The sequence below is a fragment of the Plantactinospora soyae genome (assembly GCF_014874095.1).
Classification (GTDB): domain Bacteria; phylum Actinomycetota; class Actinomycetes; order Mycobacteriales; family Micromonosporaceae; genus Plantactinospora; species Plantactinospora soyae.
The window spans coordinates 8161149-8186212 of sequence record NZ_JADBEB010000001.1; the positions used below are offsets into that span (position 1 = coordinate 8161149).

General features: G+C 71.0%; 21 protein-coding genes. 2 read left to right on the plus strand and 19 right to left on the minus strand.

All coding sequences use genetic code 11. From position 1 onward, the window contains the following. Window positions 1-79: 79 nt before the first annotated feature. From H4W31_RS35785 to H4W31_RS35860, 16 genes are all read right to left on the minus strand, one after another. Window positions 80-1141, minus strand: coding sequence for a hypothetical protein (locus tag H4W31_RS35785; RefSeq protein WP_192770646.1), 1062 nt, complete (start codon window positions 1139-1141; stop codon window positions 80-82). Further along, window positions 1141-1461, minus strand: coding sequence for a PadR family transcriptional regulator (locus H4W31_RS35790; protein WP_192772659.1), 321 nt, complete (start codon window positions 1459-1461; stop codon window positions 1141-1143). Before H4W31_RS35790 ends, H4W31_RS35785 begins: the two co-directional genes overlap by 1 nt. A gap of 75 nt (window positions 1462-1536) precedes the next feature. Beyond that, window positions 1537-2715 carry a glycerate kinase gene (locus tag H4W31_RS35795; RefSeq protein WP_192770647.1) on the minus strand — a complete coding sequence of 393 codons (1179 nt, stop codon included), beginning with the start codon at window positions 2713-2715 and terminating at the stop codon, window positions 1537-1539. Window positions 2716-2735: 20 nt separating this feature from the next. Further along, window positions 2736-3620 (minus strand): 2-hydroxy-3-oxopropionate reductase, encoded by an 885-nt coding sequence (locus H4W31_RS35800; protein ID WP_192770648.1) that lies wholly within the window; start codon window positions 3618-3620, stop codon window positions 2736-2738. A 104-nt stretch (window positions 3621-3724) separates the two neighbouring features. Beyond that, window positions 3725-4555, minus strand: a complete 831-nt coding sequence (locus H4W31_RS35805) for a hydroxypyruvate isomerase family protein (protein ID WP_192770649.1) — start codon at window positions 4553-4555, stop codon at window positions 3725-3727. Window positions 4556-4722: 167 nt separating this feature from the next. Further along, window positions 4723-4926, minus strand: coding sequence for a formate dehydrogenase subunit delta (locus tag H4W31_RS35810; protein WP_192770650.1), 204 nt, complete (start codon window positions 4924-4926; stop codon window positions 4723-4725). 3 nt (window positions 4927-4929) lie between these two features. Next, window positions 4930-7743, minus strand: coding sequence for a formate dehydrogenase subunit alpha (fdhF, locus tag H4W31_RS35815; protein WP_192770651.1), 2814 nt, complete (start codon window positions 7741-7743; stop codon window positions 4930-4932). A 116-nt stretch (window positions 7744-7859) separates the two neighbouring features. Continuing rightward, entirely contained in the window at window positions 7860-9401 is a 1542-nt protein-coding gene (locus H4W31_RS35820) for a formate dehydrogenase beta subunit (protein WP_192770652.1), read from the minus strand. Then, entirely contained in the window at window positions 9398-9874 is a 477-nt protein-coding gene (locus H4W31_RS35825; RefSeq protein WP_318783598.1) for a formate dehydrogenase subunit gamma, read from the minus strand. Before H4W31_RS35825 ends, H4W31_RS35820 begins: the two co-directional genes overlap by 4 nt. A gap of 210 nt (window positions 9875-10084) precedes the next feature. After that, a complete protein-coding gene (locus tag H4W31_RS35830; RefSeq protein ID WP_318783599.1) occupies window positions 10085-12175 on the minus strand; it encodes a PQQ-dependent sugar dehydrogenase in 2091 nt (696 codons plus the stop codon). Between the two features lie 89 nt (window positions 12176-12264). Beyond that, on the minus strand, window positions 12265-13227 hold the full coding sequence (locus tag H4W31_RS35835) for a LamG domain-containing protein (protein ID WP_192770654.1): 963 nt from the start codon (window positions 13225-13227) through the stop codon (window positions 12265-12267). 117 nt (window positions 13228-13344) lie between these two features. Then, window positions 13345-14124, minus strand: a complete 780-nt coding sequence (locus tag H4W31_RS35840; RefSeq protein WP_192770655.1) for an ABC transporter ATP-binding protein — start codon at window positions 14122-14124, stop codon at window positions 13345-13347. After that, a complete protein-coding gene (locus tag H4W31_RS35845; RefSeq protein ID WP_192770656.1) occupies window positions 14114-14884 on the minus strand; it encodes an ABC transporter ATP-binding protein in 771 nt (256 codons plus the stop codon). Before H4W31_RS35845 ends, H4W31_RS35840 begins: the two co-directional genes overlap by 11 nt. Next, on the minus strand, window positions 14881-16062 hold the full coding sequence (locus H4W31_RS35850; protein ID WP_225945860.1) for a branched-chain amino acid ABC transporter permease: 1182 nt from the start codon (window positions 16060-16062) through the stop codon (window positions 14881-14883). Before H4W31_RS35850 ends, H4W31_RS35845 begins: the two co-directional genes overlap by 4 nt. Further along, window positions 16046-16933, minus strand: coding sequence for a branched-chain amino acid ABC transporter permease (locus tag H4W31_RS35855; protein ID WP_192770657.1), 888 nt, complete (start codon window positions 16931-16933; stop codon window positions 16046-16048). Before H4W31_RS35855 ends, H4W31_RS35850 begins: the two co-directional genes overlap by 17 nt. A gap of 9 nt (window positions 16934-16942) precedes the next feature. Continuing rightward, window positions 16943-18166, minus strand: coding sequence for an amino acid ABC transporter substrate-binding protein (locus tag H4W31_RS35860; RefSeq protein ID WP_192770658.1), 1224 nt, complete (start codon window positions 18164-18166; stop codon window positions 16943-16945). 124 nt (window positions 18167-18290) lie between these two features. Here H4W31_RS35860 and H4W31_RS35865 point away from each other — a divergent pair, with 124 nt between their 5' ends. After that, a complete protein-coding gene (locus tag H4W31_RS35865; RefSeq protein WP_192770659.1) occupies window positions 18291-19322 on the plus strand; it encodes a LacI family DNA-binding transcriptional regulator in 1032 nt (343 codons plus the stop codon). An 82-nt stretch (window positions 19323-19404) separates the two neighbouring features. On the opposite strand, the gene H4W31_RS35870 is transcribed toward H4W31_RS35865, so the two are convergent. After that, window positions 19405-19878: a VOC family protein gene (locus H4W31_RS35870; protein ID WP_192770660.1), complete on the minus strand. Its 474-nt coding sequence runs from the start codon at window positions 19876-19878 to the stop codon at window positions 19405-19407. Between the two features lie 104 nt (window positions 19879-19982). Between H4W31_RS35870 and H4W31_RS35875 the strand changes: the two genes are divergently transcribed. Beyond that, a complete protein-coding gene (locus tag H4W31_RS35875) occupies window positions 19983-20963 on the plus strand; it encodes a helix-turn-helix transcriptional regulator (RefSeq protein WP_192770661.1) in 981 nt (326 codons plus the stop codon). A gap of 88 nt (window positions 20964-21051) precedes the next feature. Here H4W31_RS35875 and H4W31_RS35880 read toward each other — a convergent pair whose 3' ends face one another. Then, on the minus strand, window positions 21052-22758 hold the full coding sequence (locus tag H4W31_RS35880) for a hypothetical protein (protein WP_318783600.1): 1707 nt from the start codon (window positions 22756-22758) through the stop codon (window positions 21052-21054). Between the two features lie 188 nt (window positions 22759-22946). Continuing rightward, the gene (locus H4W31_RS35885) at window positions 22947-25061 is read right to left on the minus strand and encodes a glycoside hydrolase family 127 protein (protein WP_192770662.1); all 2115 of its coding nucleotides are present in this window, start codon (window positions 25059-25061) and stop codon (window positions 22947-22949) included. Window positions 25062-25064 lie beyond the last annotated feature (3 nt).

Below are 25064 nucleotides of genomic sequence, written 5' to 3' on the forward strand. Positions count from 1 at the left end.
TCGAACGGGCCTTACTGACGCCGGCCTCCTCGGCGCCGCCAGGTGGTCGCAGGGGCGTGAGCCGCATCGGCGGTTCCGCTCACGACGGGGCGGACCTGGGCAGTGCGCTGGTACGCGGGCGCGGGAGTGCGGCCAGCGCCAGGCCGAGCAGTGCGCACCCGCCACCGGCGACGAAGAACAACGAGAGTGCCGGTTGGCCCAGCCACTCCCACATCGGGTGCCACGACGGATGCGGTTCGCCGAGGTGATGCTGCACCGACTGTGGTACCGCCATCAGGGTCGGCGTCCACCAGAAGAACATGGCCACGCCGTACAGGGTCGTGACGAGGCCACGCACCGGGTGCGGCCGGTCCGTGCGGCGGCTGGCCCAGCCGAACAGCAGGAAGGCGACGACCGCGCCGGCAATGCCGCCGAGGATGGCGAACGGATAGACGGCCGGTGGTGTCGCCCGCTGGAAACTCGCCGTGAGGAAGATGGGCTCCAGCATGCTGGGTCCGGCGTACACGGTGGGGTCGGAGTACACCTCGAGGGTGAGCGTCGTGTTCCCACGCCGCGCCAGCAGGGTGGTGTACGTGTCTTCCACCATGGGCCGGTACACCCTCCAGCCCGTCTCCCCCAGCCGGTGCCGGGTGCGGTCGAGCGTCTCCTGAGGCGGAGTGGCCGGGAAGCCGACCACGGCGCCGCCGACGCCCGCCAGCGCGTATTCGCCGCCGTCGAAGAACAGCATCTCCTCGGCGAAGGCCCAGCTGAGCGGATGGCCGTAGATCATGAACATGGCCGGGGCGTCCTCGATGTCGCGGAAGTCCTGCTCGGGCAGGATCTCGGCGAGCAGGGTCCGGGTCTGCGCGGCGCGCGGCAGCGGCTCCGCGGTCTCCCAGCCGACCCGGGTGGCGAACGCGGCGGCGAAGAGCCCGCTGATGATCGTGGCCAGCACCGCCCAGACGGTGACGGTGCGGCTCGCCGGGCGGCCCAGTCGGGCCCGCAGCCCGTGCCGGATCAGGTCGGCGGCTTCGCGCGCCGTCGGCCGGGTGCGCCCGGGTGGAGCCGCCTCGAGGAGGGTGGCGAGCAGTTCGGCGCGGCGGTGCGCGCGCGGATAGCAGAAGAGCAGCCGGCGGTACCGCCGGGCGAGCGACCCCGCCATCAGACGATGCCCGGACGGAGGGCGCGCAGCCGGGCCTCGGCCGCGCCGGTGAGCTGACGCAACCGGGCCGTCTCGGCCGTCAGGGCCGTCAGCCCCTGCTCGGTGAGCCGGTAGTAGTGCCGCGTCCGGCCGTCGACCTCCTCGTCGCGGTCGTGCTCCACCAGCCCCTCGGCGGTCAGTCGGTCGAGTGCGGTGTAGAGCGTGCCGGTGAGCAGTCCGACCCGGCCGTCGGAGAGCGCGGCGACCTCCCTGACGATGCCGTACCCGTGCCGAGGGGTGCCGGCGAGCGCGGTCAGGATGAGGAACGTCGGTTCTCGCATCGGTTTCACGGCACGGACCATAGATAAATGATCAATGCATCGTCAAGGGGTCGGCCGAGAACCGGACCACCCGCCTCAGTGGTGTCCGCCCCGGCCCGCCCGGTCCAGCCAGTCGGCGGCCAGCGCCTCCGCGACCTTCTCGACCAGCTCGGCGGCGCGGTCGAGGCAGGCCGCCGGGTCCGGTTCGAGGTCGGTGAGCGGATACGCCGCCCGAATGCCGGCCTTGCGTAGGTCGTCCGGGCCGACGCTGACCTGACCGGCGACGGCGACCGTCGGCACGCCGGCACCCGCCGCCGCCGTGGCCACCCCGACCGGTGCCTTGCCGTGCAGGCTCTGCGCGTCCAGCGACCCCTCTCCGGTGACCACCAGGTCGGCACCGGTCAACGCCTTCGGAAAGCCCAGCAGGTCGAGCAGCAGTTCGATGCCGGGCCGGAACCGCGCCCCGAGGAAGCCGAGCGCGGCGAACCCGACCCCGCCGGCCGCACCGGCGCCGGGCCATTCGCTGACCCGGCGCCCCGGTCCGGCCGGGCCGAGCAGGTCCGCCGCCCGGATCGCCGGCTCGGCCAGGTCGGCCCAGCGGGTCAGGCCCGCCTCCAGCACCTCGATGTCGTCGTCCGTCGCGCCCTTCTGCGGTCCGTAGACGGCGGCGGCACCGGTCGGCCCGAGCAGCGGGTTGTCCACGTCGGCGGCCACCACGAAGCGGGTACGCCGGACCGCCGGATGCAGCCCGGTCAGGTCCACCCGGTGCAGCCGGCGCAGCGCCGCACCGCCGGACGGCAGCTCGGCACCGTACGCGTCAAGCAGGCGTACGCCCAGTGCGTTGACCAGCCCGGCCCCGCCGTCGGTACTGGCGCTGCCGCCCAGCCCGAGCACCACCTCCGCGCAGCCGTACTCGAGGGCCGCCCGGATCACCTCACCGGCGCCGTAACTGCCCGCGTGCAACGGATCGGGCACCCCGGCCGGCAGTCGGCGCAGTCCGCAGGCGTCGGCGAGTTCGACCACCGCCACCCCGTCGGCGTACCCGAAGGCGGTGCGTACCGGAGCACCGGTCGGCCCGGGCACGGAGACCGGTACCCGGCGGAAGCCGGCCGACACCGCCGCGTCGAGGGTGCCGTCGCCGCCGTCGGCGACCGGGAAGCCACGTACCTCGATCCCGGGTGCGGCGCGGCGCAGCCCGGCGGTCAGATGGTGGACGACCTCGGCGGCGGTCAGCGAGCCCTTGAACTTGTCCGGTGCCAGCAGCACGTGCCCCATCGACGCGGCGCTCCGGCCGGTCAGCCGGCCGACCGGCCGGAGAGTTGTTCGACCAGTTTCAGCAGTGCGCTGTGGTCGAGGCCGCCGTCGCCCTGTGCCTTCAGCGCGGCGATCAGCTGGGCCACCGCCGAGCCGAGCGGGATGACCACGCCGGCCTCCCGGGCCGCCGAGGTGACGATCCCCATGTCCTTGTGGTGCAGGTCGATCCGGAAGCCGGGCTCGAAGCGCCGGGCCAGCATTCCGGCCGCCTTGCGGTCCAGGATCCGGTTGCCGGCCAGCCCACCGGCCAGTACCCGGACCGCCGCCTCGGTGTCCACCCCGTACGCCTCCAGGAAGACGATCGCCTCGGCGACGAGTTCGATGGTGCCGGCCACGATGAGCTGGTTGGCCGCCTTCACCGTCTGGCCGGCGCCGTGCGGGCCGACGTGCACCACGGTCGCGCCGACCACTTCCAGCAGTGGCCGGGCCGCCTCGAAGTCCTCGGCGTCGCCGCCGACCATGATGGAGAGGCTGCCCTCGACCGCGCCGGCCTCGCCGCCGCTGACCGGGGCGTCCAGCACCCGTACCGAGAGCACTTTGCCCGCCTCGGCGACCTCGCGGGCGGTCTTGGGCGAGATGCTGCTCATGTCGACGTAGAGCTGCCCCGGTCGGGCGTTGGCCAGGATGCCCTCCTCGCCGAGGGCGACCGCCTCGACGTCCGCCGAATCGCGCACCATCGTGACGACGATCTCCGCCTTCTGCACCACCTCGGCGATCCCGGTGGCGACCTGGCCACCGGCCTGGGTCAGCGCGGCGCCCCGGGCCGGGGAGACGTCGTAGCCGATGACGTCGTACCCGGCCTTGACCAGGTTGACGGCCATCGGGCCGCCCATGATGCCGAGGCCGATGAAGCCGACGCTTGTCATGTCAGCGGTTCCCTTCGTTGGACGGGTCGAGCCGGGTCGGGTCGGGAGGGGTTGAGCCGGGACGGGACGGGTTGAGCCAGGCCGGGCCGGATGGTCGGCCGGGCTCAGGTCGGGTCTGCGGCGCGGCGGTCCCGCGGCAGCCACCCGAAGCTGGACTCGGTCGCCCCGCTCGGGGCGTACTCCAGCCCGACCCAGCCCCGGTAGCCGGCCTCTTCGAGCCGTCCGAGGTGGCCGTCGAGGTCGATCTCGCCGGTGCCGGGCTCGTGCCGTCCCGGGGCGTCGGCGATCTGTACGTGACCGATCCGGTCGGCGTGCTCGGCGATGACCTTGTCCAGGTCGTCGCCGTTGACGGTCAGGTGGTAGAGGTCGGCGAGGAACGCCAGGTTCCGCACCTCACGTTCGGTACGCACCCGGTCCAGCACCGCGACGACGTCGGCGGCGGTACGCAGTGGGTACGGCTGCGGCCCGCTCACCGCCTCGACCAGCACCGTGCCACCGATCCGGGCCACCCCGGCCGCCGCGAAGGCGAGGTTCGCCACCGCCGTCTCCTCCTGCGCACCGGGATGGACGTCGGGGATCCGGTTGCCGTACAGGGCGTTGAAGGACCGGCAGCCGGTGGCCGCGCCGATCAGCGCGACCAGTTCGACGTTCTCCCGGAACTCGACGGAACGGGCCGGATTGGACACCACTCCCCGGTCGCCGCCGGGCATGTCCCCGGCGAAGAAGTTGAGGCCGACGAGTTGGACGCCGGCGTCGTGGATGGCCTCGATGAACGCCTCCACGTGTGACGCCCGGGGCACCGCCGCGGCGAACGGCCACCAGAACTCGACCGCGTCGAAGCCGGCCGCCTTCGCCGCGGCGGGCCGCTCCAGCAGCGGCAGCTCGGCGAACAGGATCGAACAGTTCACGTCGTAGCGGAGGCGATGTGCGGGCACGGGCCCTCCCAAGCGGCTAGCGATCCTCTTATCTACAGAATTCTGTATGCAGTATGGAGCCGAGTCAAGGAGTGCGGGCGCCGATCCGTACCACGGCCACAACGACGACGTGACCCCGCGCGTCAGCGCGGGGTCACGTCGTGAACGGTCCGGACGGCCGGCGGCCCTCAGCCCGCCAGCAGCCGGGCCGCGGCCAGGGCGAGCGGATCCAACGTCCCCGGCTCGGACTCGACCCGTCGCATCAACTCGGCCCGCATCCGGGGATCCCAGAACGCCCTGATGTGCTCGGCGATCGCCGCCGCCGCCACGTCCGGCGCCTGGTGTTGAAACTGGACGGCGATGTCGTTGGCCATCCTGACCTGTGGAGACATCACTCAGTCCACCATCGCCGGCAGCATCGTCTCGACCTGACCGGCCTGGGCCGGCGCCGTCGAGTTCTTCAGACCGACCTGGACCGCCGTCACCTTGTACTCCGGACAGTTGGTCGCCCAGTCGGAGTTCTCCGTGGTGACCACGTTCGCCCCGGTGACCGGATGGTGGAAGGTGGTGTAGACCACCCCGACCGGCATCCGGTCGGCGAGGACCGCCCGCAACGAGGTGGCACCGACCCGGCTGGCGAGGGTGACCTCGTCGCCGTCGTTGATGCCCCGGACCTCCGCGTCGTGCGGATGGATCTCGAGTACGTCCTCCGAGTGCCACGCCACGTTCCCGGTACGCCGGGTCTGCGCCCCCACGTTGTACTGGCTGAGGATCCGGCCGGTGGTGAGGATGAGCGGGTACTTACGGGTGCTGCGTTCCCGGGTCGGCACGAACGGGGTTTGCACGAACCGACCCTTGCCCCGGACGAATCCGTCCATGTGCATGATCGGCGTACCCTCGGGCGCGTTCTCGTTGCACGGCCACTGCACGCTGCCCAGCTTGTCGAGCTTCTCGAACGAGACCCCCGCGAACGTCGGGGTCAGCGCGGCGATCTCGTCCATGATCTCGCTCGGGTCGTCGTACCGCATCGGGTAGCCCATCGCCTGGGCGATCTCCGCGACGATCTGCCACTCGTGCTTGCCGGTCTTCGGCGGCATCACCGGCCGGACCCGGTTGATCCGGCGCTCGGCGTTGGTGAACGTGCCGTCCTTCTCCAGGAAGGAGGTGCCGGGCAGGAACACGTGGGCGAACTTGGCCGTCTCGTTGAGGAACAGGTCCTGGACCACCACCAGCTCCAGCGCCTTCAGCGCGGCGTGCACGTGCTTGATGTTGGGGTCGGACTGGGCGATGTCCTCGCCCTGCACGTAGAGCGCCCGGAAGCTGCCCTCGATCGCGGCGTCGAACATGTTCGGGATCCGCAGGCCGGGCTCGGCCATCAGGGTGCTCCCCCACATGTTCTCGAACACCCCGCGTACGACGTCGTCGGAGACGTGCCGGTAGCCGGGCAGCTCGTGCGGGAACGAACCCATGTCGCAGGAGCCCTGCACGTTGTTCTGCCCGCGCAGCGGGTTGATGCCGACGCCCTCCCGGCCGATGTTGCCGGTCGCCATGGCCAGGTTCGCCATTCCCATCACCATGGTCGAACCCTGGCTGTGCTCGGTGACGCCGAGGCCGTAGTAGATCGCGCCGTTGCCGCCGGTGGCGAAGAGCCGGGCGGCCGCGCGGACCTCCTCGGCCGGTACCCCGGTGAGTTCCTCGACCGCCTCCGGGCTGTTCTCCGGGCGGGCGATGAACTCCGCCCAGCCGTCGAAGTCCTCACACCGCTCGTCGACGAACGACCGGTCCACCAGCCCCTCGGTCAGTACGACGTGCGCCATCGCGTTCACCACGGCCACGTTGGTGCCGGGGGCGAGTTGCAGGTGGTGCTGCGCCTGGACGTGCGGCGACCGGACCAGGTCGATCCGGCGCGGGTCGATCACGATCAGCTTGGCGCCCTCGCGGAGCCGGCGCTTCATCCGGGAGGCGAAGACCGGGTGCCCGTCGGTCGGGTTCGCACCGATCACCATGATCACGTCCGACTTGGCGACCGAGCGGAAGTCCTGGGTACCGGCGGAGGTGCCGAAGGTCTGCTTCAGGCCGTACCCGGTCGGCGAGTGGCAGACCCGGGCGCAGGTGTCCACGTTGTTGTTGCCGAACGCGGCCCGGATCATCTTCTGCACCACGTAGACCTCTTCGTTCGTGGTACGCGAGGAGGTGATGCCGCCGATCGCGCCGACGCCGTACCGGGCCTGGATCTCCCGCAGCTTGTTCGCGGTGAACGAGATGACGGTGTCCCAGTCGACCGGGCGCCACTCGTCGGTGATCTTCTCCCGGATCATCGGGGTGAGCACCCGGTCGGGGTGGGTGGCGTAGCCGAACGCGAACCGCCCCTTGACGCAGGAGTGTCCCTCGTTGGCGCCACCGTCCTTGTACGGCACCATCCGGACCAGCTCGGCACCGCGCAGTTCGGCCTTGAACGAGCAGCCGACCCCGCAGTACGCGCAGGTGGTGATGACGCTCCGGCTCGGCATCCCGAGCTGGACGACCGACTTCTCCTGCAACGTCGCCGTCGGGCAGGCCTGTACGCAGGCACCGCAGGAGACACACTCGGAACTCATGAAGTCGGTGCCGCCGGCCGACACCTTCGAGCCGAAGCCGCGCCCCTCGATGGTCAGCGCGAACGTCCCCTGCACCTCACCACAGGCCCGTACGCAGCGGGAGCAGGCGATGCACTTGGACGCCTCGAAGTCGAAGTACGGGTTGCTGGAGTCGGTCTTCTCGTCGAGGTGGTTGGCGCCCTCGTAGCCGTACCGGACCTGCCGGAGGCCGACCGCGCCGGACATGTCCTGCAACTCGCAGTCCCCGTTGGCCGAGCAGGTGAGGCAGTCCAGCGGATGGTCGGAGATGTACAGCTCCATCACACCCTGGCGCAACTTCTCCAGCTTCGGCGTCTGGGTGCTCACCTTCATGCCCTCGGCGACCGGGGTGGTGCAGGAGGCCGGTGTGCCCCGCCGACCGTCGATCTCCACCAGGCAGAGCCGGCACGAGCCGAACGCCTCCAGGCTGTCGGTGGCGCAGAGCTTCGGGATGTCGATCCCGCTCAGCGCCGCCGCCCGCATCACCGAGGTGCCCTCGGGCACGGTCACCGGCAGCCCGTCCACCTCGACCGACACGGTCGCCGGGCCGGGCTTGGCCGGGGTGCCGAGGTCAGGTTCCTTCAGCAGGCTCATGACGCCACTCCGCTTCGCTGCGTGCCGCCATGAGGCACCTTCACACTGAGCAACCTGATTCGCTCGCTACGCTCGCTCATGAATGGCCTCCTCGCTATCGGCCGGCGGACTTCGGGTTACGAGCGGTGGAAGTCGTCGGCGAAGTGCAGCAACGCGCTGCGTACGGGCATCGGGGTCAGGCCGCCCATCGCACACAACGACCCGTCGGTCATCAGTTCGCAGAGATCGCCCAGCAGGGCCAGGTTTCCGTCCCGGTCCTGCCCGGCCACGATCTTGTCGATCACTTCCACGCCGCGTACCGCACCGACCCGGCAGGGCGTGCACTTGCCGCAGGACTCTTCGGCGCAGAACTCCATCGCGAATCTCGCCATCGCCGCCATGTCGACCGTGTCGTCGAAGACAACGATGCCACCGTGACCCAGCATCGCGCCAGCGGAGGCGAACGCCTCGTACTCCATCGGCAGGTCCAGACCGGACGCCGGCAGGTACGCCCCGAGCGGCCCGCCGACCTGCACCGCGCGGACCGGCCGACCGGTACGCGTGCCGCCGCCGTAGGTGTGGATCAGTTCGTGCAACGTCATGCCGAACGCGGTCTCGAAGACCCCGCCCCGGGCGATGTTGCCGGCCAGCTGGAACACCTGGGTGCCCCGCGACCGCTCGACGCCGAGGGCCTGGTACGCCGCCGCGCCGTCGGCGAGGATCGCCGGCACCGAGGCCAGCGTCAGGACGTTGTTCACCACGGTCGGCTTGCCGAACAGGCCGGTGATCGCCGGGATCGGCGGCTTCGCCCGGACCATGCCGCGCTTGCCCTCCAGGCTCTCCAGCATCGCGGTTTCCTCGCCGCAGATGTACGCGCCCGCGCCGACCCGGACGAACAGGTCGAACCGCAGCCCCGAGCCGAGGATGTCGGCGCCCAGCCAGCCCTGCTCCCGGGCGATCACGATGGCCTCGCGCAGCGTACGCACCGCGTCGGGATACTCGGAGCGGACGTAGAGGTACCCCTCGGTGGCACCGACGGCGTGGGCGGCGATCGTCATGCCCTCGATGAGGGTGAACGGGTCGCCCTCCATCAGCATCCGGTCGGCGAACGTTCCACTGTCGCCCTCGTCGGCGTTGCAGCAGATGAACTTCAGCTCGTCGGCGGTGTCGGCGACGGTCTTCCACTTGATCCCGGCCGGGAAGCCGGCACCGCCCCGACCGCGCAGCCCGGACGCGGTGACCTCGGCGACCACGTCCGCGGTGGGCAGCGCCAGGGCGCGGCGCAGTCCGGCGAGCCCGCCGTGCGCGACGTAGTCCGCCGGCGAGAGCGGATCGGTCACGCCGACCCGGGCGAAGCAGAGTCGGGTCTGGTCCCGCAGCCAGGGCAGCTCCGCCACCACGCCCTGGCACAGCTCGTGGTCGGCGCCGTCGAGCAGCCCGGCCGCGACGAGGTCGTCGACCGCCTCCGGCTCGACCGGTCCGTACCCGATCCGACCGCGCTCGGTGACCACCTCGACCAGCGGTTCGAGCCAGAGCATGCCGCGCGAGCCGTTCCGGATCACCCGGATCGGTCGGCCGGCCTTGGCCGCCGCCAGTTCCAGCTCGGCGGCGACCAGGTCGGCGCCGACGGAGAGCGCGGCGGAGTCCCGGGGTACGTAGACCGTCACCGGAGCTGTCATCGGTTCACCGCTTCCGTCAGGAGGGCGTCCAGCCGGCCGGGGGTGAGTCGTCCCTGGACCCGCTCGTTGAGCTGACCGGCCGGGCCCAGTGCGCAGTTGCCCAGGCAGAACACCTGCTCCAGCGTCACCGAACCGTCCCCGGTGGTCTGACCGACCTTGATGCCGAGCACCTGTTCGGCGTGCGCGACGAGCCGCTCCGCGCCCACCGACTGGCAGGCCTCGGCCCGGCAGAGCTTCAGGACGGTCCGGCCGGCGGGCTCGGACCGGAAGTCGGTGTAGAAGGTGATCACGCCGTGCACGTCGGCCCGGGAGATGTTCAGCTCGGCCGCCAGCACCGGGACGACCTCGGAGTCGACGTAGCCGAACTCGGCCTGGATGCGGTGCAGGATCGGCAGTAGCGCGCCACGGTCGCCGCGATGCGCCGCGACCAGTGCCCGCACCCGCTCCGCCACCGAAGTGCCAGGACTGTTCACCGCAATCCCACCTCCGCTCCACGTCGATCAGATGTCCAAGCCTACTGCGCCTTGGATACGGTATGCAATATTGGCAGTTCTAATTGATCAATAGGCGACGCCTATCGAAGGGGTCGACCGCCGGGCGACCACGCCCAGCCCGGGGCCGCCGAGACGCCGTGGCCGGCGGGTTCCCCCGCCGGCCACGACACCACTGTCCGTACCGCCGGATCAGGCCGGCGTACCCCGGACCTTCAGGTCACGCAGCCGTCCGACGTTGTCGAACGAGCCGAAGCCGACCCGGCCCGAGGCGAACGTCGTGTCCACCGCCGTCATCAACGGATCCCTGGACCCGTCCAGGTAGACCGCGACCTCACCGGTCGCCGGCAGGTGCACCAGCCGTACGTCGTGCCACCTGGCGTCGGTGATCGCCGGTGGCGCCCCGCGCACCCCGTTCCACTGGTGCTCGATGCGCTCCCGGTCGGCATCGTCCACCTTGAAGATGCCGTTGTGCGGATAGATCGTGTTGTCGGTCGACAGGTGGGCGTAGTAGAACTCCGTGTCGGAGCGGTACCCGAAAACGATGATCACGTCCCGGTTGGTGACCTCGACCGGGGTGTCCAGCCGTACCTTGGCGGTCACCTCCACGGCACCGAACTGCGGCCCGGAGGTCAGTACGGCGTACTCGAACGGCCGGCGCGGGCCCGGGCGCTGCTCCCCCGCCTCGGTGAGGATCACCTGCTCGCCGGTGAACCGCCACTTGTCCGAGGTGACCGGTCGCCAGTTGGTCGGATGCATCGGCTGGCGGGCCCGGGTGTCGCCGACGGCACCGCTGGCGAAGGTCCGGGTGCCGGTGACCTTCCAGATCTTGCCGTTCGACTTCGCCGACAGGTACAGCTCGCCCTCGGCGTCGACAGCGAACCGCAGGTCCACCCGGTTCGGGTCGCCGGGCGCGCCCGGCCCGGACAGGTCCTGGATCCGTACCTTCCGGCCGGTGTCGTCGAAGAGCATCAGCTGGTAGAGCGGCGCCAGGGCCCGACCCCGGCGCATCTGGCTGGCCTCGGTGTAGAAGACCCGACCGTCGACGAGGTCACCGAAGACGTACTTGCCGCGCAGCGCCGGCACGTCGTCGCCCCGGTAGACGAATCCGCCGGCGACCGCGACCCCGACGTCCGAGGTGCAGTCCCAGTTGGGCGGCGGGTCGTGGTCGTACGCGGCCACCGGGTACGTGTAGCCGTACCGCGCGTCGTCGGCGGGCAGCGGCAGGATCCGGTCGCACGGATTCGTCGCCGTCTTGTCGAAGACGAAGGCCCCCTCCCGCTCGCTCCAGCCGAGGTTGTCGCCGGCCCGTACCTCGTAGATCGCCTCGATGGCGTGCTCGCCGATGTGTCCGAGGTACATCCGGTTGCCCTGACCCGGATCCCAGCTGAACCGGTGCGGGTCGCGCATGCCGAGCGCGTAGATCTCGCCGAGGGCGCCCGGGTCACCGACGAACGGGTTCGACTGCGGCACGCCGTACTTGCCGTTGCCGGCGTTGGTGCCGCGCGGATCGATCCGGAGGATCTTGCCGTGCGGCATCGCCATGTTCTGCGGGTCGGTGTTCCGGACCCCGATGCCACCGTCGCCGACCGCCGCGTAGATGAAGCCGTAGTCGGCGTCGTTCCGGTCGGCGGTGGGGTTGAAGTCGATCTGCTGGATGCCGTGCACCCGGCCCGCGAAGCCGATCCGCAGCACCTCGCGCCGGCTGCCGGCGAAGGTGTCGGCGGCCGGATCGGTGGCGGTCCACTCGGTGATGATGCCGTGGAAGAGCGTTCCGGCCTGCGCGAAGTCCGGCGTCTCGGTCACCCGGGACGCCTGCTCGGTGTGCACGGTGTAGAACCGGCCGTTGCGCGCGAAGTCGGGGTGGAAGGTGACGAACCCGAAGCCCTGCCCGAGCCCCTGACCGGAGAAGAACTCCGGCGCGAAGGTGGCGCCGACGTCGAGGTAGACGTGCGGGTCACCGTTCTCGACGAGGTAGAGCCGGCCGTTGAGGTCCGGTACGGCCTGCCGGCCGGAGCCGTCGGGGAGTTCGACGAGGGCGTTGATCCGGGCGTGCCGCATCAGCCGTACGTCGGTGGGCGCCGGGGTGGGTTCCGACTTCGGGAACGCCGCGTACTCGTCGAGCACGAGACCGAGGCCGGACTGGATCGGGGGCTGGGGTACCGGATCGTAGATCGGGTCGGCCTGGGCCGGCGAGGCGACCAGGGTGGACAGGACGAGGGCGGCGGCCGTCAGCGAGGCCGTGGCGACGCAGCCGCGAACTGCACGGGTGGTGATGCGCACGAGTGTCACTCCATCCTCTCGGGAGACGGATTCGGCGGGACAGTCGGTAGCTCAGGACAGTCGGTAGCTTCGGTGGGACGGTCGAGGTGTCAGCGTCGACCGGTCTGGTAGCGGTACTGCGCCGCGACGAGGTGCGCCGGAACGACGCGGTCGAGGAACATCAGCGAGTCCATCCGGCAGTCGCACGGGTTCTGCTCCCGGATGTCCTGCGGGAAGCTGCCACCGATCTTGATGCCCCGGGGATCGGTGGCCGTCGTACGGTGCCTTCCGGGGCCGGCGACCAACCACGGATCGTCGGTGGCGGTGTAGAAGCCGTCGATCGCCCGGCCGTTGCGGTAGAGCGCCATCTCGCCGTCGTCGAAGTCGAAGGTGGCGGCGAGATGGACCCACTGTCCGACCGGCAGCAGGTGCCGCCAGTCCTGCGCGGCCGCGAACGTCTGGGAGTCGCCACCGTCGAGCCGTCGGCCCAGCGCGACGAGTCGCAGTTCGCCGTCGACGTTGATGAGTTCGAGCAGGGCCCGTACGCCGTGCCCGTCGGAGTCACCGGTCAGTACGCCGGCCAGGCCGATCGCGTTGAACCGGTCGTCCGGCCCGGCGGTGTTGGAGTTGGGCGCCGGAGCATCGCCCAGCATCTTGAACCAGCCCATCACGGTGGTGCCGGTGGCGGCGTTGAAGGCCTCGAGGCTGGGCACCCCGGTCGCCGAGTAGACGCCGGCCTTCCAGTCGTCGTTGCCGGCCGCCGTCGGGTCGACCTGCCGGGTCTGCAGGGCCCGGCCGCTGCCCCGGTACGCGCGGTCGGGAACCCGCATCGCGGCGCCGCCGTTGACCAGGTCGATCGTGGTGCCGGAGCGGCCCCGGTCCCGTTCCCGGGCGGGATCGCCCCAGACCGGGTGGTCGAAGTCGTAGTGGGCGACGAGGCCGTGGCGTAGGGACGGGTGGACGTCGCGGGGGCGGTTGCCGTGCCCCCACGCTGGCGGCGCCGCAACGCTCGTCGCCAGCACCGCTGCCAGGAAGGCGGCGGTGGCGACGAGAGGGCGTCTGGCTCTCGACATCGCGTACACCTTTCTGTGCGTCGCGGCGACGCGGGCGCCACCCGGGCGCTTCCGTCGGGCGCTGCCATCGCCACGCAGAACTATGTGGTGGTACCGCTGGTGCCGTTGGTGCCGTGGTCATCCATCTCTTGTCGCCGCGTCAAGGGCCGCCGCCGTCCCGGTCGTGGTGGGCTCGGCGGGCCGGCCGCCGAGATAGAGCTCGCCGAGCTGCGGGTCGGCCAGCAGTTCCGCCGCCGGCCCGGAGATGTGTACGCGTCCGAGGTCGAGCACGCAGCCGAGGTCGGCGGTCTGCAACGCGCGCCGGGCGTTCTGCTCCACCAGCAGCACTGCGGTGCCGGCGTCACGCATCCGCACGACCTGCTCGAAGACCGTGCTCGTCGCCTTCGGGTCCAGCCCCATCGACGGCTCGTCGAGGAGTACGACCTTCGGATCGACCATCAGCGACCGGGCGAACTCGACCTGCTTCTGCTGACCGCCGGAGAGCAACCCGGCCAGCGTCCGCCACCGGTCGGCGACCACCGGAAAGAGGTCCCGGACGAACGCCGTACGCTCGGCCACCACCGCCTTGTCCCGGATGGTGTACCCGCCGAGCAGCACGTTCTCGGCCACCGTCATCTCGCGGAAGACGCTGTGCCCCTGGAGGACGTGCGCGACACCGGCGGCGAGCATCCGTTGCGGCCCCTGGCCGGTCACGTCGACACCACCGACGAGGATCCGGCCGGACCGGGGTTTCAGCAGTCCGCTGGCGACCTTGAGCACGGTCGACTTGCCGGCGCCGTTCGGGCCCACCAGGCAGACGATGGTTCCGGGCTCGACCGAGACGGAGAGCCCGCGCAGCACCGGGGCGGCCCGGCCGTAACCGGCCTGGATGTCGACAAGTTCGATCTCAGACGCCAAGGTAGGCCCCCAGTACCCGCTCGTCGGACCGGATCACCGACGGCGGCCCCTCGGCGATCGGTCGGCCCCGGTCGAACACCACGATGTGGTCGCTGATGCTCATCACCAGCTCCATGTTGTGCTCGACGATGATGAAGGTCCGGCCCTCGGCGTTGAGCTCGCGGACCAGTGCGCCGATCCGGTCCAGGAGTGCCGGGTTGACGCCGCCGGCCGGCTCGTCGAGCAGCACCGTGTCCGGGTCGCTCATCAACACCCCGGCGAGTTCCAGCAGCTTCTGCTGCCCCCACGACATGTTCCGGGCCTCGACGTCGGCCAGGTGCTCGATGCCGAGCCGGGTCAGCCAACCCCGGGCCCGGTCCACCTCCGCACCGCGCCGGGCGCCCCGCAACTGCGACCAGGGCCCGCCGGTCCGGGCCGCCGCGAGCACGTTGTCCAGCGCCGACATCCGGGGAAAGACCCGACAGAGCTGGAAGGTACGCCCGACGCCGGCCCGCGCGATCGCGTGCGGCGCCTTCCGGGTGATGTCCCGGCCCCGGTACGACGTGTGACCGCTGTCCGGCCGGATCATTCCGGTGACGCAGTTGAAGAAGGTCGTCTTGCCGGACCCGTTCGGGCCGATCAGCGCGTTGACCCGGCCGTGCTGGAACGACACGGTCGCCGCGTCGAGCGCCACCACGCCGCCGAACGCCTTCGTCAGCCCGTCCGTCTCCAGGCTCCGTACCCCGGTCGTGGCGTCGCCGGAGTCCCCCACCCCGGTCATGCCGTCGTCCCGGTGCGTTCGCCCATCGGGGTGTCCTCCGTCGACTGTGCCGGGGGTCCGCCGCCGTCGCGATCCCGCAGCTGCGCGGCGGTGACCTCGCGGATCGAACTCTGGGTCGGCCGGAGGAACCGGTTGAACAGCGTGCCGATCGCCGGCAGGATCCCGTCCGGCATGAACATCACGACCAGGGCGAGCAGGACTCCGGTCGCGACCAGGTGCAGCGGGCTGTTGCCGAACTCCACCTTGAAGTATTCGAGCGCGATGCCGACCACGAGCGCCCCGACCAGCGGGCCGAACAGGTTCCGCACGCCGCCGAGCAGCGCCATCAGCACCATGTAGGCGCCGGTCAGGATGGAGAACTGGAAGACCGGGTCGAGGTCGCCGAACCAGAGCGCGTACAGGCCGCCGGCCAGTCCGGTGAAGCCGGCCGAGACAACGAACACCACCAGCTTGGCGGCGAAGGTCGCGGTGCCGAGCGACTCCGCCTTGTCCTCGTCCTCCCGGATCGCCTTGAGCCCGAGGCCGAAGCGCGACCGGTCGATCAGCCACCAGGCGAGCAGGGCGACGGCGAGCAGCGCCGCGAACAGGTAGAAGAAGACCCGGTGGTGCTCCGGACGGAGCAGGCCCGGGAACGGGCGCGGCACGACGAGACCGCGTGACCCGCCGGTGAACGACGCCCAGCTCTGGAAGACCAGCAGCAGGATCAGGACCAGCGCGATCGACACGATGACGAACGAGGCGCCCCGGACCCGCAGCGCGGCGAAGCCGATCGGCACCGCGAGCGCCGCCACCAGCAGGGCGGCGGCGGCCAGCGCGACGAAGCTGGGCAGGCCGGCCTTGACCACGAACAGGCCGGTGGCGTACCCGCCGAGGCCGGCGAGCGCGCCGTGGCCGAGCGAGATGTAGCCGGTGAATCCGCCGACGAAGTTCCACGACGTCGACAGCACCGCGTAGTTCAGCACGACGATGCCGGCCGACAGGATGTACGGATTGGGGGCCAGGGCCGGGAACGACAGTACCGCCGCGGCGAGGACCAGGATCGCGACCGCCTGGAGCAGCCGACCGAGCCGGGCCGGGCCGCGTGCCGCCGGCGGAACCGGTGACGGTACGGCCGACGCGGGGGCTCCCGCACCCGTGGACGTCGCGGTCGCTGTCGGTGACTCAGAAGCGCTGGGCAAGCCGACCTCCGAAGAATCCCTGGGGCCGGAACGCCAGCGTCGCGAAGAGCGCGAGGTAGAAGATCGTCTGCGCCCAGGTCGTACCCATCGGGATCTGCAACAGGCTCTGCATCAGCCCGAGCAGCATCGCGGCGATCGCGGCGCCCGGTACGCTGCCGAGCCCGCCGACCACGATGATCGCCATCAGCGGCCCGATCCAGTGCCAGTGCAGCGACGGATAGATGGTGGTGTCCAGCGCCAGTGCCGTACCCCCGACGGCGGCGGTGGCCAGCCCGAGGCCGAAGCCGAAGCCGGCGACCCGGTCGGTGTCGATCCCGACGAGCCGGGCGGCGTCCGGGTGCTGGATCGTCGCCCGTAGCGCCCAGCCGAACGTCGTCTTCTTCATCAGCAGGTAGAGCGTCAGCAGCGCGACGCCGGCCAGCGCGAACGCGATCAGCTTGACCACCGCGATCCGGGCGCCGAATAGGCCGAAGCTCGCGGTGCCGTAGCCGAGTTGGATCCGCCGCTGGGTACCGGTGAAGGCGTATCCCAGGAGTCCCTCGATGACCACCGCGATCGCGAAGGTGAGCAGCACCGACATCATGGTGAGGGTCACCGGCCGCAGCCGGGCGAGCAGCAGTCGTTGCAGCACCACCCCCACGCCGAAGAAGAGCGGCACGGTGACGATCATCGACAGCAGCGGGTCGACGCCGAGCCTGGCGTGGGACCACCAGGCGAGGTAGGCGGCGAGGATGAGGAACGCCGAGTGGGCGATCATCACCACCCGCATGATGCCGAAGTAGAGCGTCAGGCCCGCCGCCAGGAGGGCGTAGAGCCCTCCCAGCAGCAGGCCCAGGATGACGCTCTGGAAGAGCAGGGCGCCGGACGGCATCGCGCTACCTCACCAGGCCGGCTTCGGGTAGACGATGTCGGTCTCCTTCGCCTCGGCCGGCAGGACGATCTGGATCTGTCCACCGACCCATTGCTGGATCATGTGCGCGCCCTGCGGCTTGCCGGTGGCGTCCCAGGTGAGCGGTCCGACCACGGTCTCGACCTTGTTGCCCCGGACCCAGTCGACCAGTTTCTTCTGGCATTCACCCTGCTCGGCGCAGCCGGCGGCGGTGACGGCTGCGGCGACGACCTGACCCGTGGTGTACGCGTTCGCCTCGTCCTCCTCCGGCGCCGAGCCGAACTGCGCGGTGTACTTCTCGACGAACTCGACATTGCTCGGGTACGGCGCCTTCTGGGTGTAGCCGGTCGGCGAGAGGATGCCCTCGGTCTTGTTGCCGATCGCGGCGGCGAACTCCGGGCTGGTCGGCGCGGTCGAGAACGCGGCGAGTTTGGGCTGGTACCTGAGCTGTTGCAGGGCGACGATCAGGTTCACGCCGTCCTGGTACTGCGAGCCGCCCACCACCATGTCGGCCTTGGAGGACGCGATCTTCGCCGCGATGCTGCCGAAGTCGGTGGTGTTCGGCGGGTAGACCTCGTCGACGACGGTACGGACCCCGCCCGCCTCGAGCTTCGCCTTGAGCCCGTACGCGGTGCCCTGGGCGAACGGGTCGTCCATCGCCGCGTACGCCACCGTGGTCGGACGCTGGCCGGGCGGCAGCGCCAGGAGGTATTCGGCGAGGTGGTTGTAGTGGTCGTTGGCCACGGCCGGAGCCGCGTAGAACAGGTTCTTGAAGCCCTGTTGGAAGACCTCGTTCGCCGCGCCGGCCGGCTCGACGAACAACATGCCGTACTCCTCGGCGACCCGGGCCGCCGGAACGACGAGGCGGGTCGAGAACGGCCCCACCACGATGTCCACGTTGTCCTTGCCGATCAACTGTTCGTAGTCGGCGACGACCCGGTCCGCATTGGACTGGTCGTCGAGGATCTTCAGCTCGATCTGCCGGCCGAGGAGCCCACCCTTGTCGTTGGTGATCTTCGCCCAGGCCTCGTAGCCCCGCTGTACGCCCTTGCCGGGCTCGGAGAAGTCTCCGGTCAGCGGCAGCGAGATCCCGACGACGATCGGATCGTCGGTGGAGCCCGATCCGCCGTCGTCGCCACTACATCCGGCCAGCGCGAGTGCTACCACCGCGCCGAAGGCCGTTGCCCATCGCGTGCGTATCGCTCGGGATGTCATCGCTGACGCTCCTCTGCCCCAGGTAACGAAAGCGCTTACGTAAGCGCTTTCGTACCTTAGGCTGTGGCCTGCGTCACTGGCAATAGTTAGGACAACGGTCGTTCATGTTCACCGGGAGTTACCGATGCCCAAACCTGGCCCCAGGCTGCGCCTGGTCGACGTCGCCGAGCGGGCCGGTGTGTCGCTGGCGACCGCGTCCCGGGCGCTCGCCGGCCGGGAGGGGGTCAGCGAGGAGGTCGCGAACCGGGTACGTCAGGTCTCGCAGGAACTCGGCTACGTCGCCAACCCGTACGCCCGGACCCTGGCCGGTGGCGCCAGCTCGACCGTGGGACTCGTCGTCCACCAGGTCGACGACCCGTACTTCTCCGAGATCGCCGGTGGGGTCATCCAGGTCGCCGGCGAACAGGGCCTACTGGTGCAGATCTGCCACTCGGGCCGCGACCCCGACTACGAACTGCGGCAACTGCGGCACCTCATCGCCCAGCGGGTCGGGATCATCCTGATCGCCGGCTCCGGGTACGCCGACCCACGGGTCGAGGCACCGGCCAGGCACGAACTGTCGGCGTACCAGAGCCTCGGCGGTCGGGTCGCGGTCATCGGCCGGCACTTCCTCGGCGTCGACGCCGTACTGCCCGACAACACCGCTGGCGGACGCGCCCTCGGCGAGCACCTGCTCGGGCTGGGACACCGGCGGATCGCGATCGCGTCGGCCACCGGCGGGCTCACCACCGTCCTCGACCGGCTGGCCGGAGTGGCGGAGGCGCTGCAGCGGCACGGGCTGGCGATCGAGGACCTGCCGGTCGTACGGACCGACTTCACCCGCGACGGCGGCCGGATCGCCGCCGAGCAGATCCTGCGGGAGCACCCCGACACCACCGCGATCATCGCGTTGAACGACTCGATGGCGATCGGGGTGCTCTCGACGCTGCGGGCGCACCGGGTCGGCGTACCGGATCGGATCTCGGTGGTCGGCTTCAACGACGTCTCGGTGGCCGCCGACCTCGCGCCGAGCCTGACGACGGTCCGGCTGCCGATGACGGACATGGGCCGGATGGTGCTGGACCTGGCGCTCAAGCCACGCTCGAAGCGACCCCGGCGCAGGTCCACCGGGCACGCCCTGGTGGTACGCGACTCGACCGGCCCGGTGCCCTCGTGATCGCGGCGCTCACGACCGGACCCGACGCGCGTTCCGCGCAACGTGCCTCGTGGAGGGGGCCTTCAACGTCGGCCGGAGGACCTCAGTCGCCGGGCGAGAACTCGACACCCTGGACGTACTCCATCGCCCTGGTGAACCCGGGGTCGCTCAGCCGCTGACCCATCTCCTCCTCGGTGGGCTCCGCCACCCGCTGGTGGATCCACCACAGGTTGCCGAACGGGTCGCGGAAACGGCTGACCCGGTCGCCCCAGAAGAGCTCGGTCGGCTCGGTGACGACGGTCGCGCCACGCTCGACGGCCCGGCGCAGCACCTCGGCGTCGTCGCCGACGTAGAGGCGCAGGAAGGCGGGCGTCTCCGGCCACTGGGGCTTGTCGAACATCATCACCACCGAATCCCCGATCCGGACCTCGGCGTGGCCGATCACCCCGCCCACCTCCATCCGGGCCAGCTCGGTGGCGTCGAACACGCCGACGACGAAGTCGATCAACGCACCCGTCCTTCCCGGCGAGATCATCCAGGGGGTCACGGTGTGGTAGCCGTCGGGAACAACCTTCATCGATCCGTCTCCTCATTCCGGTGCAGCGTCTCCACACCCAGATGAACGACGTTAGACCCGAACTAGGCCGGTACCTGTCCTAGATCGTGCGCCATCATGGGAGCATGCGCGACACGCCGGCCCGCCTGCTACGACTGCTCTCCCTGCTGCAGACGCCCCGGGAGTGGCCCGGCAGCGAGCTGGCCGAGCGTCTCGAGGTGAGCCCACGGACGGTGCGCCGCGACGTCGACCGGCTGCGGGAACTCGGCTACCCGGTCCAGGCCAGCCTGGGCGTACAGGGCGGCTACCGGCTGGTCGCGGGCAAGGCGATGCCACCGCTGCTGCTCGACGACGAGGAGGCGGTGGCGATCGCGGTCGGCCTGCGCGCCGCGGCCCGGCAGCCGGTTGCCGGGATCGCCGAGGCCTCGCTGCGGGCCCTCGCCAAACTCCAGCAGGTGCTGCCGCCGCGGCTGGGCCGGCACGTCCGCACCCTCAGCGCGGCCACCGTGTCGTCGCCGGCGGCGGCGGTGCCGCTGGTCGACCCGACCCAGCTCATCGTCCTCGCGGCAGCGGCCGCGGCACACGAGCGGGTCCGCTTCGACTACCGCGCCGGTGACGGCGCCGCCAGCCGGCGGCTCGTCGAACCGCACCGGCTGGTCCTGGTGGACCGTCGCTGGTACGTCGTCGCCCACGACAACGAGCGCGACGACTGGCGCACGTTCCGGGTCGACCGGATCGAAAACGCCAAAACAACAGGGGTACGGGTACCGCACCGCGAACTGCCAGCCGACGACGCCTCCGCGTTCGTGACCACCCGGCTCTACGGCCTGGTGCCGGTCTTCCGGGCGGTGGCGACACTGGCGATGCCAGCCGAGCAGGCCGCCGCCCGACTGGGTGATTACGCGGGGAAGTTGGCGCCACTGGACGACACGTCGTGCCGGTGGCACAGCCCGGAGGACACCCTCGACTGGCTCGCCTTCCGGCTCACGCTGCTCGATTGCGACTTCACCGTCCACGAGCCGCCGGAGCTGATCGAACATCTACGTCGACTCGGCCTCCGGATCACCCGAGCCGTGGCTCCCGACGACGGAGGAATCCGGAAATGACGATGTCGGCGATCCGGACGGTGGCCGGCGGCCCTCCGCGAGCCCGAGTGGGCGGCCGGAGCCGACCACCCGGGTGACATCACGGTGATCAGGTCAACTCGAGGTAGTCCAGTTCGGCGTAGCCGGTGCCGCCGGAGAAGTTCGGTGAACCCTTGGCGAGCCGGATCACGTTGTACCCCGCCCGCAGGCTCACGCTCACGCTCACCGTGGCGCCGAACTGCCCCCACGCGGCGGTGGGCGGATAGCTGACGCTCGACCACGCACCCCCGTTGAACGCCAGGCCCTGGGTCGCGGTGGCCCCGGTGGCGTTGGCGTACCCGATCCGCATCGTGTACGACCTGGCCGTCGGCACGTTGACGACGAAGTCGAGGTAGCTGGCGGTGCGCGGGTCGCCGGTGTTGTCGATCTGCCCGACGTACGCCCCGGCGGAGGCGCTGGAGCTGCCGAACCGGTTGGCCCGGAAGATCGACGCGTTCTCCGCCTCGTACCGCTGCTGGTAGCTGGGCACGCCGCTGGTGGGCTGGATCCGCACGTGATAGGCGCTGGTGGCGGACATGTTCGGAATGGCGATGGTGAGCTCGCCATTGCTGACCGTCGCCGTCGTGTCGCTGATCGTCGTCGGCGCGGAGACGGCGGTGAACCGGCCGGACGCCGGGGTCGACTCCACCCGTACCGAGACGCTGCTGCCGAAGCTGCCGAGTCCGGTGACGCGCACACTGTTGGTGCCGGACTCGGCGCCGAGGACGACGTCGAGGACCCGCCGGGTCGGATCGACCGAGGCGAAGCCGTCCAGCCCGGTCTGGGCCCTCGGGTTGGTCACCACCATGTTGCCGGCCATGTCGCCGTACCACTTGTACAGCCACCAGCTACCGGTCGGCTGGTTGTTGACGGTCAGGCCGTTGACGGTGCCGTACTCGTACCAGAAGGCCCGGTGGGCGTTGTCGATGCCGCCGCGCTCGAACTTGGCGACGTAGCTGGCCACCGGCCCGGGCTGGTCGATCTCGGTCGGGGTGGCGTACTCGTTGATCGAGATGCGCCGGGGGCTGATCCCGAGCGACGCCTCCAACGCCCGGTAGTTGGCGATGTCTCCGGCGATCCTGGCCGCGCCCTCCAGCTCGTGCCAGCAGATGATGTCCGGCAGCGCGTTGTTGTCCCTGGCATAGGTCAGGAACGAGCGCATCCAGGACTCGTTGTAGACGGCGGTGCTCGGCCCGACGATCGGGGTCAGGGTGTCGCGGGCCCGGACCCGCTGGAAGGTACGGACCCAGCCGGCGTTGAAGGCGCCCGCGGCCGAGGTGTTCCAGGTCCAGTCGGGCTCGTTCCACAGCTCCCAACCGGTGACGTTGCTGGTGCCGGTCGCGGCCAGCCGCGCGTTGACCTGCGCGTCCACCTTGGCCAGCCAGTCGTTCCAGCTCACCCACCGGTACGGGAAGTCCGGATAGATGTCGGGCATCCGGATGTACTCGGCAGCGCCGACCCGGGTCGCCTGCGGCGCCACCAGCAACGAGTCGCCGCCCGGCGGCTGGCCGTTGGGCCGCTGCCCCACCCCGGGGGCCGGTTGGGTGAGGGTGTTCATCTTGATCGGAAGAAGCATGGCGTCGGACGGTCTGTTGTTCTCGGCCAGCGCGTAGAGTCCACCGGCCGCGAGATGGCTGACCGGCCGGAACGGGGAGCCGGCGTTGACCACCAGGGTCGAGTTCGCCGCGCTCGCCTGGGGGGCGAGGCCGACCACCGAGAGCGTGGTGGCGGCCACCAGGGCGGCGGCCAGGGCTGAGCTGAACCTCTTTCGTTGCACTGTCTACCTCGCATCGAGGAGGGGGCCGGGACGGGCCCTTGGGTGGCAGAGCGGGGACTACTCCGTGCGGTGGGGACAGCCTGGGCGGACGGGAGGTACGGCGTACCCGGGACGGCAGGCGCCCGGCGGACCCCGACAGCGGCACGACCGGCCCGGGCGGCGCGCCCCCGGTCCGTCGGGTCGCCGTTTCATCCGGCGCCGCCGGGGTGGGGCCGCCGGTCGGTCCGGACAGCGCCGGCGCCGGTGGAGGTATCGGTGCCGGTGGAGGTGTCGGTGCCGGTGGAGGTGTCGGTGTCGACGGGGATCCAGACCCGCATCGGCCCGGGGTCCCGATTGCCCCAGAGGAAGTACGGCACCGCGCTGAGCCTGATCCGCGCGCCGGAACCCGTCGGCGGCGTGGTCCCGGCGCGGTAGAGCGCGGCCGGGCCGGGCGGCGCCACGATGCCGCCGACGGTCAGCGCCACGGCATCCGGCGGGCCGCCGGCGACCTCGGCGGTTCCCAGCGGTGCCGCCGGGTCGAGGCGGACGTCCTCCAGCCGCGTACCCGGTGGCAGGTCCGCCTGCTCCAGGCAGTACACCAGCGGACCGCGGATCAGGGCGAGACAGCCGCGTACGGCATCGACGTACGGATGCGCCGCCACCAGCCGTGGCGGCATGGCCAACTCCAGCGTCACGGTGCCGGAGGACCAGTCCCGGGTCAGCCGCAGGTACCCGTCGTCGACCGTCACGTCGGCGCCGTCGGCCTCGACCCGGTAGTCCTGGCACCAGCCCGGAATGCGCAACGCCAACGTCCACGGCTCGGTGGACTCCGCCCGCACGCCGACCTCCACCCGACCGGCCCACGGGTACCCGGTCCGCACCGTCACCCGGACCGGCCGGCCGTGCACCGTCGCGTGGACCGTGCCGGCGGCGTACAGGTGCAGCTGCACTCCGTGCCCGTCCCCGCTGGCGGTGTACGCCTGCAACGAGGCCATCAGCCGGGCCAGGTTCGGCGGGCAGCAGGCGCAGGCGTACCAGGGCATCCGCCGATCCGGGGCGTCGGAGTCGGAGCCATCGTGCCCGGTACGCAGTTGCAGCGGATTGGAGTAGAAGAAGTGCGTACCGTCCAGGGCGGTGGACCCGGCGACGGCGTTGTAGAGCACCCGTTCCATCTCGTCGGCGTACCGGTGTGCGCCGTCGGCGAGCAGCATCCGCCAGTTCCACTGGAAGCTGGCGACCGCCGCACACGTCTCGGCGTACGCCCGGTCCGGCGGCAGCTCGTACGGGTCGCCGTACGCCTCGTCGCGGTGCCGCGAGCCGTGCGCGCCGGTGACGTACGTCTTGGTCAGGTAGGCGCTGTCCCAGAGCCGGCGCGCCGCCGCCAGTAGTGAATGGTCGCCGGTCTCCACCGCCACGTCCACCACCCCGGCCAGCAGGTAGAGCTGGCGTACGGCATGCCCGGCGACCTCGTCGGCGTCCCGTACCGGCACGTGGTCCTGGAGGTACACCGGGCCGAACCGCTCGGCGTTCAGCAGCCCGCGCCCGCGCAGGTCGACGAAGCGCCGGGCCAGGTTGAGGTAGGGCCGGTGCCCGGTGCTGCGGTACAGCTCGACCAGCGCGGTCTCGACCTCGGGATGCCCGCACACCGCCTCGACACCGTCCGGCCCGAACCGGTCGAGCAGCAGGTCGGCGAGGCGCCGCGCGACCGTTTCCAGCGAGTTGCCCACGCCCACCCGGGCGGTCGCCACGGCGGCCTGGAAGAGGTGTCCGGCGCAGTACAGCTCGTGGCTCCAGTGCAGCTCCTGCCACCTCCGGTCCGGCCGCTCGGCCATCACGTACGAGTTGAGGTAGCCGTCCGCGTCCTGCACCTGGGCCAGCAGCGCGACGGTGGACTCCAGGAAGTCCCGCAGTTCGGTGCCGGGCTGCGGACGGGCGAGTTCCCAGGCCGCCGCCTCCAGCGTCTTGTAGACGTCGGAGTCGGAGAACCACATACCGGTGAAGGCGCCGCACCCGTCCCCGTTGCCGTTGCCGCCGTTGCCGTCGCGGTCGCCGTTGCCGTTGCCGCCGTTGCCGTCGCGGTCGCGCAGCCGGCGCAGGTTGTCCAGCGCGCCGGCCCGGTCCAGTTGCGCCACGCAGTGCGGCAGGGTGGCGGCGGCGTTCCGGGCCTGCCACTGGCCGAGCAGTCCGGCCGGATCGAGCCGTACGTCGTCGAGCCCGAGCGGGTGCAGCGTGGCGACGGCGTCCGGCGTCGGCTGGGCGGGTCCGGTCCGGGTCGCCACGCGGTGCGCGACGGTCGGGTCGGGGTGTACATCCGGATGCAGCATCGG

Excerpts from the sequence above, each read along its gene's own strand:
- H4W31_RS35860 (WP_192770658.1), bottom strand. The coding sequence starts at position 18,166 with ATGACATCCCGAGCGATACGCACGCGATGGGCAACGGCCTTCGGCGCG.
- H4W31_RS35785 (WP_192770646.1), bottom strand. The coding sequence starts at position 1,141 with ATGGCGGGGTCGCTCGCCCGGCGGTACCGCCGGCTGCTCTTCTGCTAT.
- H4W31_RS35870 (WP_192770660.1), bottom strand. The coding sequence starts at position 19,878 with ATGAAGGTTGTTCCCGACGGCTACCACACCGTGACCCCCTGGATGATC.
- H4W31_RS35800 (WP_192770648.1), bottom strand. The coding sequence starts at position 3,620 with ATGACAAGCGTCGGCTTCATCGGCCTCGGCATCATGGGCGGCCCGATG.
- H4W31_RS35865 (WP_192770659.1), top strand. The coding sequence starts at position 18,291 with ATGCCCAAACCTGGCCCCAGGCTGCGCCTGGTCGACGTCGCCGAGCGG.
- H4W31_RS35855 (WP_192770657.1), bottom strand. The coding sequence starts at position 16,933 with ATGCCGTCCGGCGCCCTGCTCTTCCAGAGCGTCATCCTGGGCCTGCTG.
- H4W31_RS35820 (WP_192770652.1), bottom strand. The coding sequence starts at position 9,401 with ATGACAGCTCCGGTGACGGTCTACGTACCCCGGGACTCCGCCGCGCTC.
- H4W31_RS35810 (WP_192770650.1), bottom strand. The coding sequence starts at position 4,926 with ATGTCTCCACAGGTCAGGATGGCCAACGACATCGCCGTCCAGTTTCAA.
- H4W31_RS35795 (WP_192770647.1), bottom strand. The coding sequence starts at position 2,715 with ATGGGGCACGTGCTGCTGGCACCGGACAAGTTCAAGGGCTCGCTGACC.
- H4W31_RS35885 (WP_192770662.1), bottom strand. The coding sequence starts at position 25,061 with ATGCTGCATCCGGATGTACACCCCGACCCGACCGTCGCGCACCGCGTG.
- H4W31_RS35845 (WP_192770656.1), bottom strand. The coding sequence starts at position 14,884 with ATGACCGGGGTGGGGGACTCCGGCGACGCCACGACCGGGGTACGGAGC.
- H4W31_RS35790 (WP_192772659.1), bottom strand. The coding sequence starts at position 1,461 with ATGCGAGAACCGACGTTCCTCATCCTGACCGCGCTCGCCGGCACCCCT.
- H4W31_RS35835 (WP_192770654.1), bottom strand. The coding sequence starts at position 13,227 with ATGTCGAGAGCCAGACGCCCTCTCGTCGCCACCGCCGCCTTCCTGGCA.
- H4W31_RS35875 (WP_192770661.1), top strand. The coding sequence starts at position 19,983 with ATGCGCGACACGCCGGCCCGCCTGCTACGACTGCTCTCCCTGCTGCAG.
- fdhF (WP_192770651.1), bottom strand. The coding sequence starts at position 7,743 with ATGAGCCTGCTGAAGGAACCTGACCTCGGCACCCCGGCCAAGCCCGGC.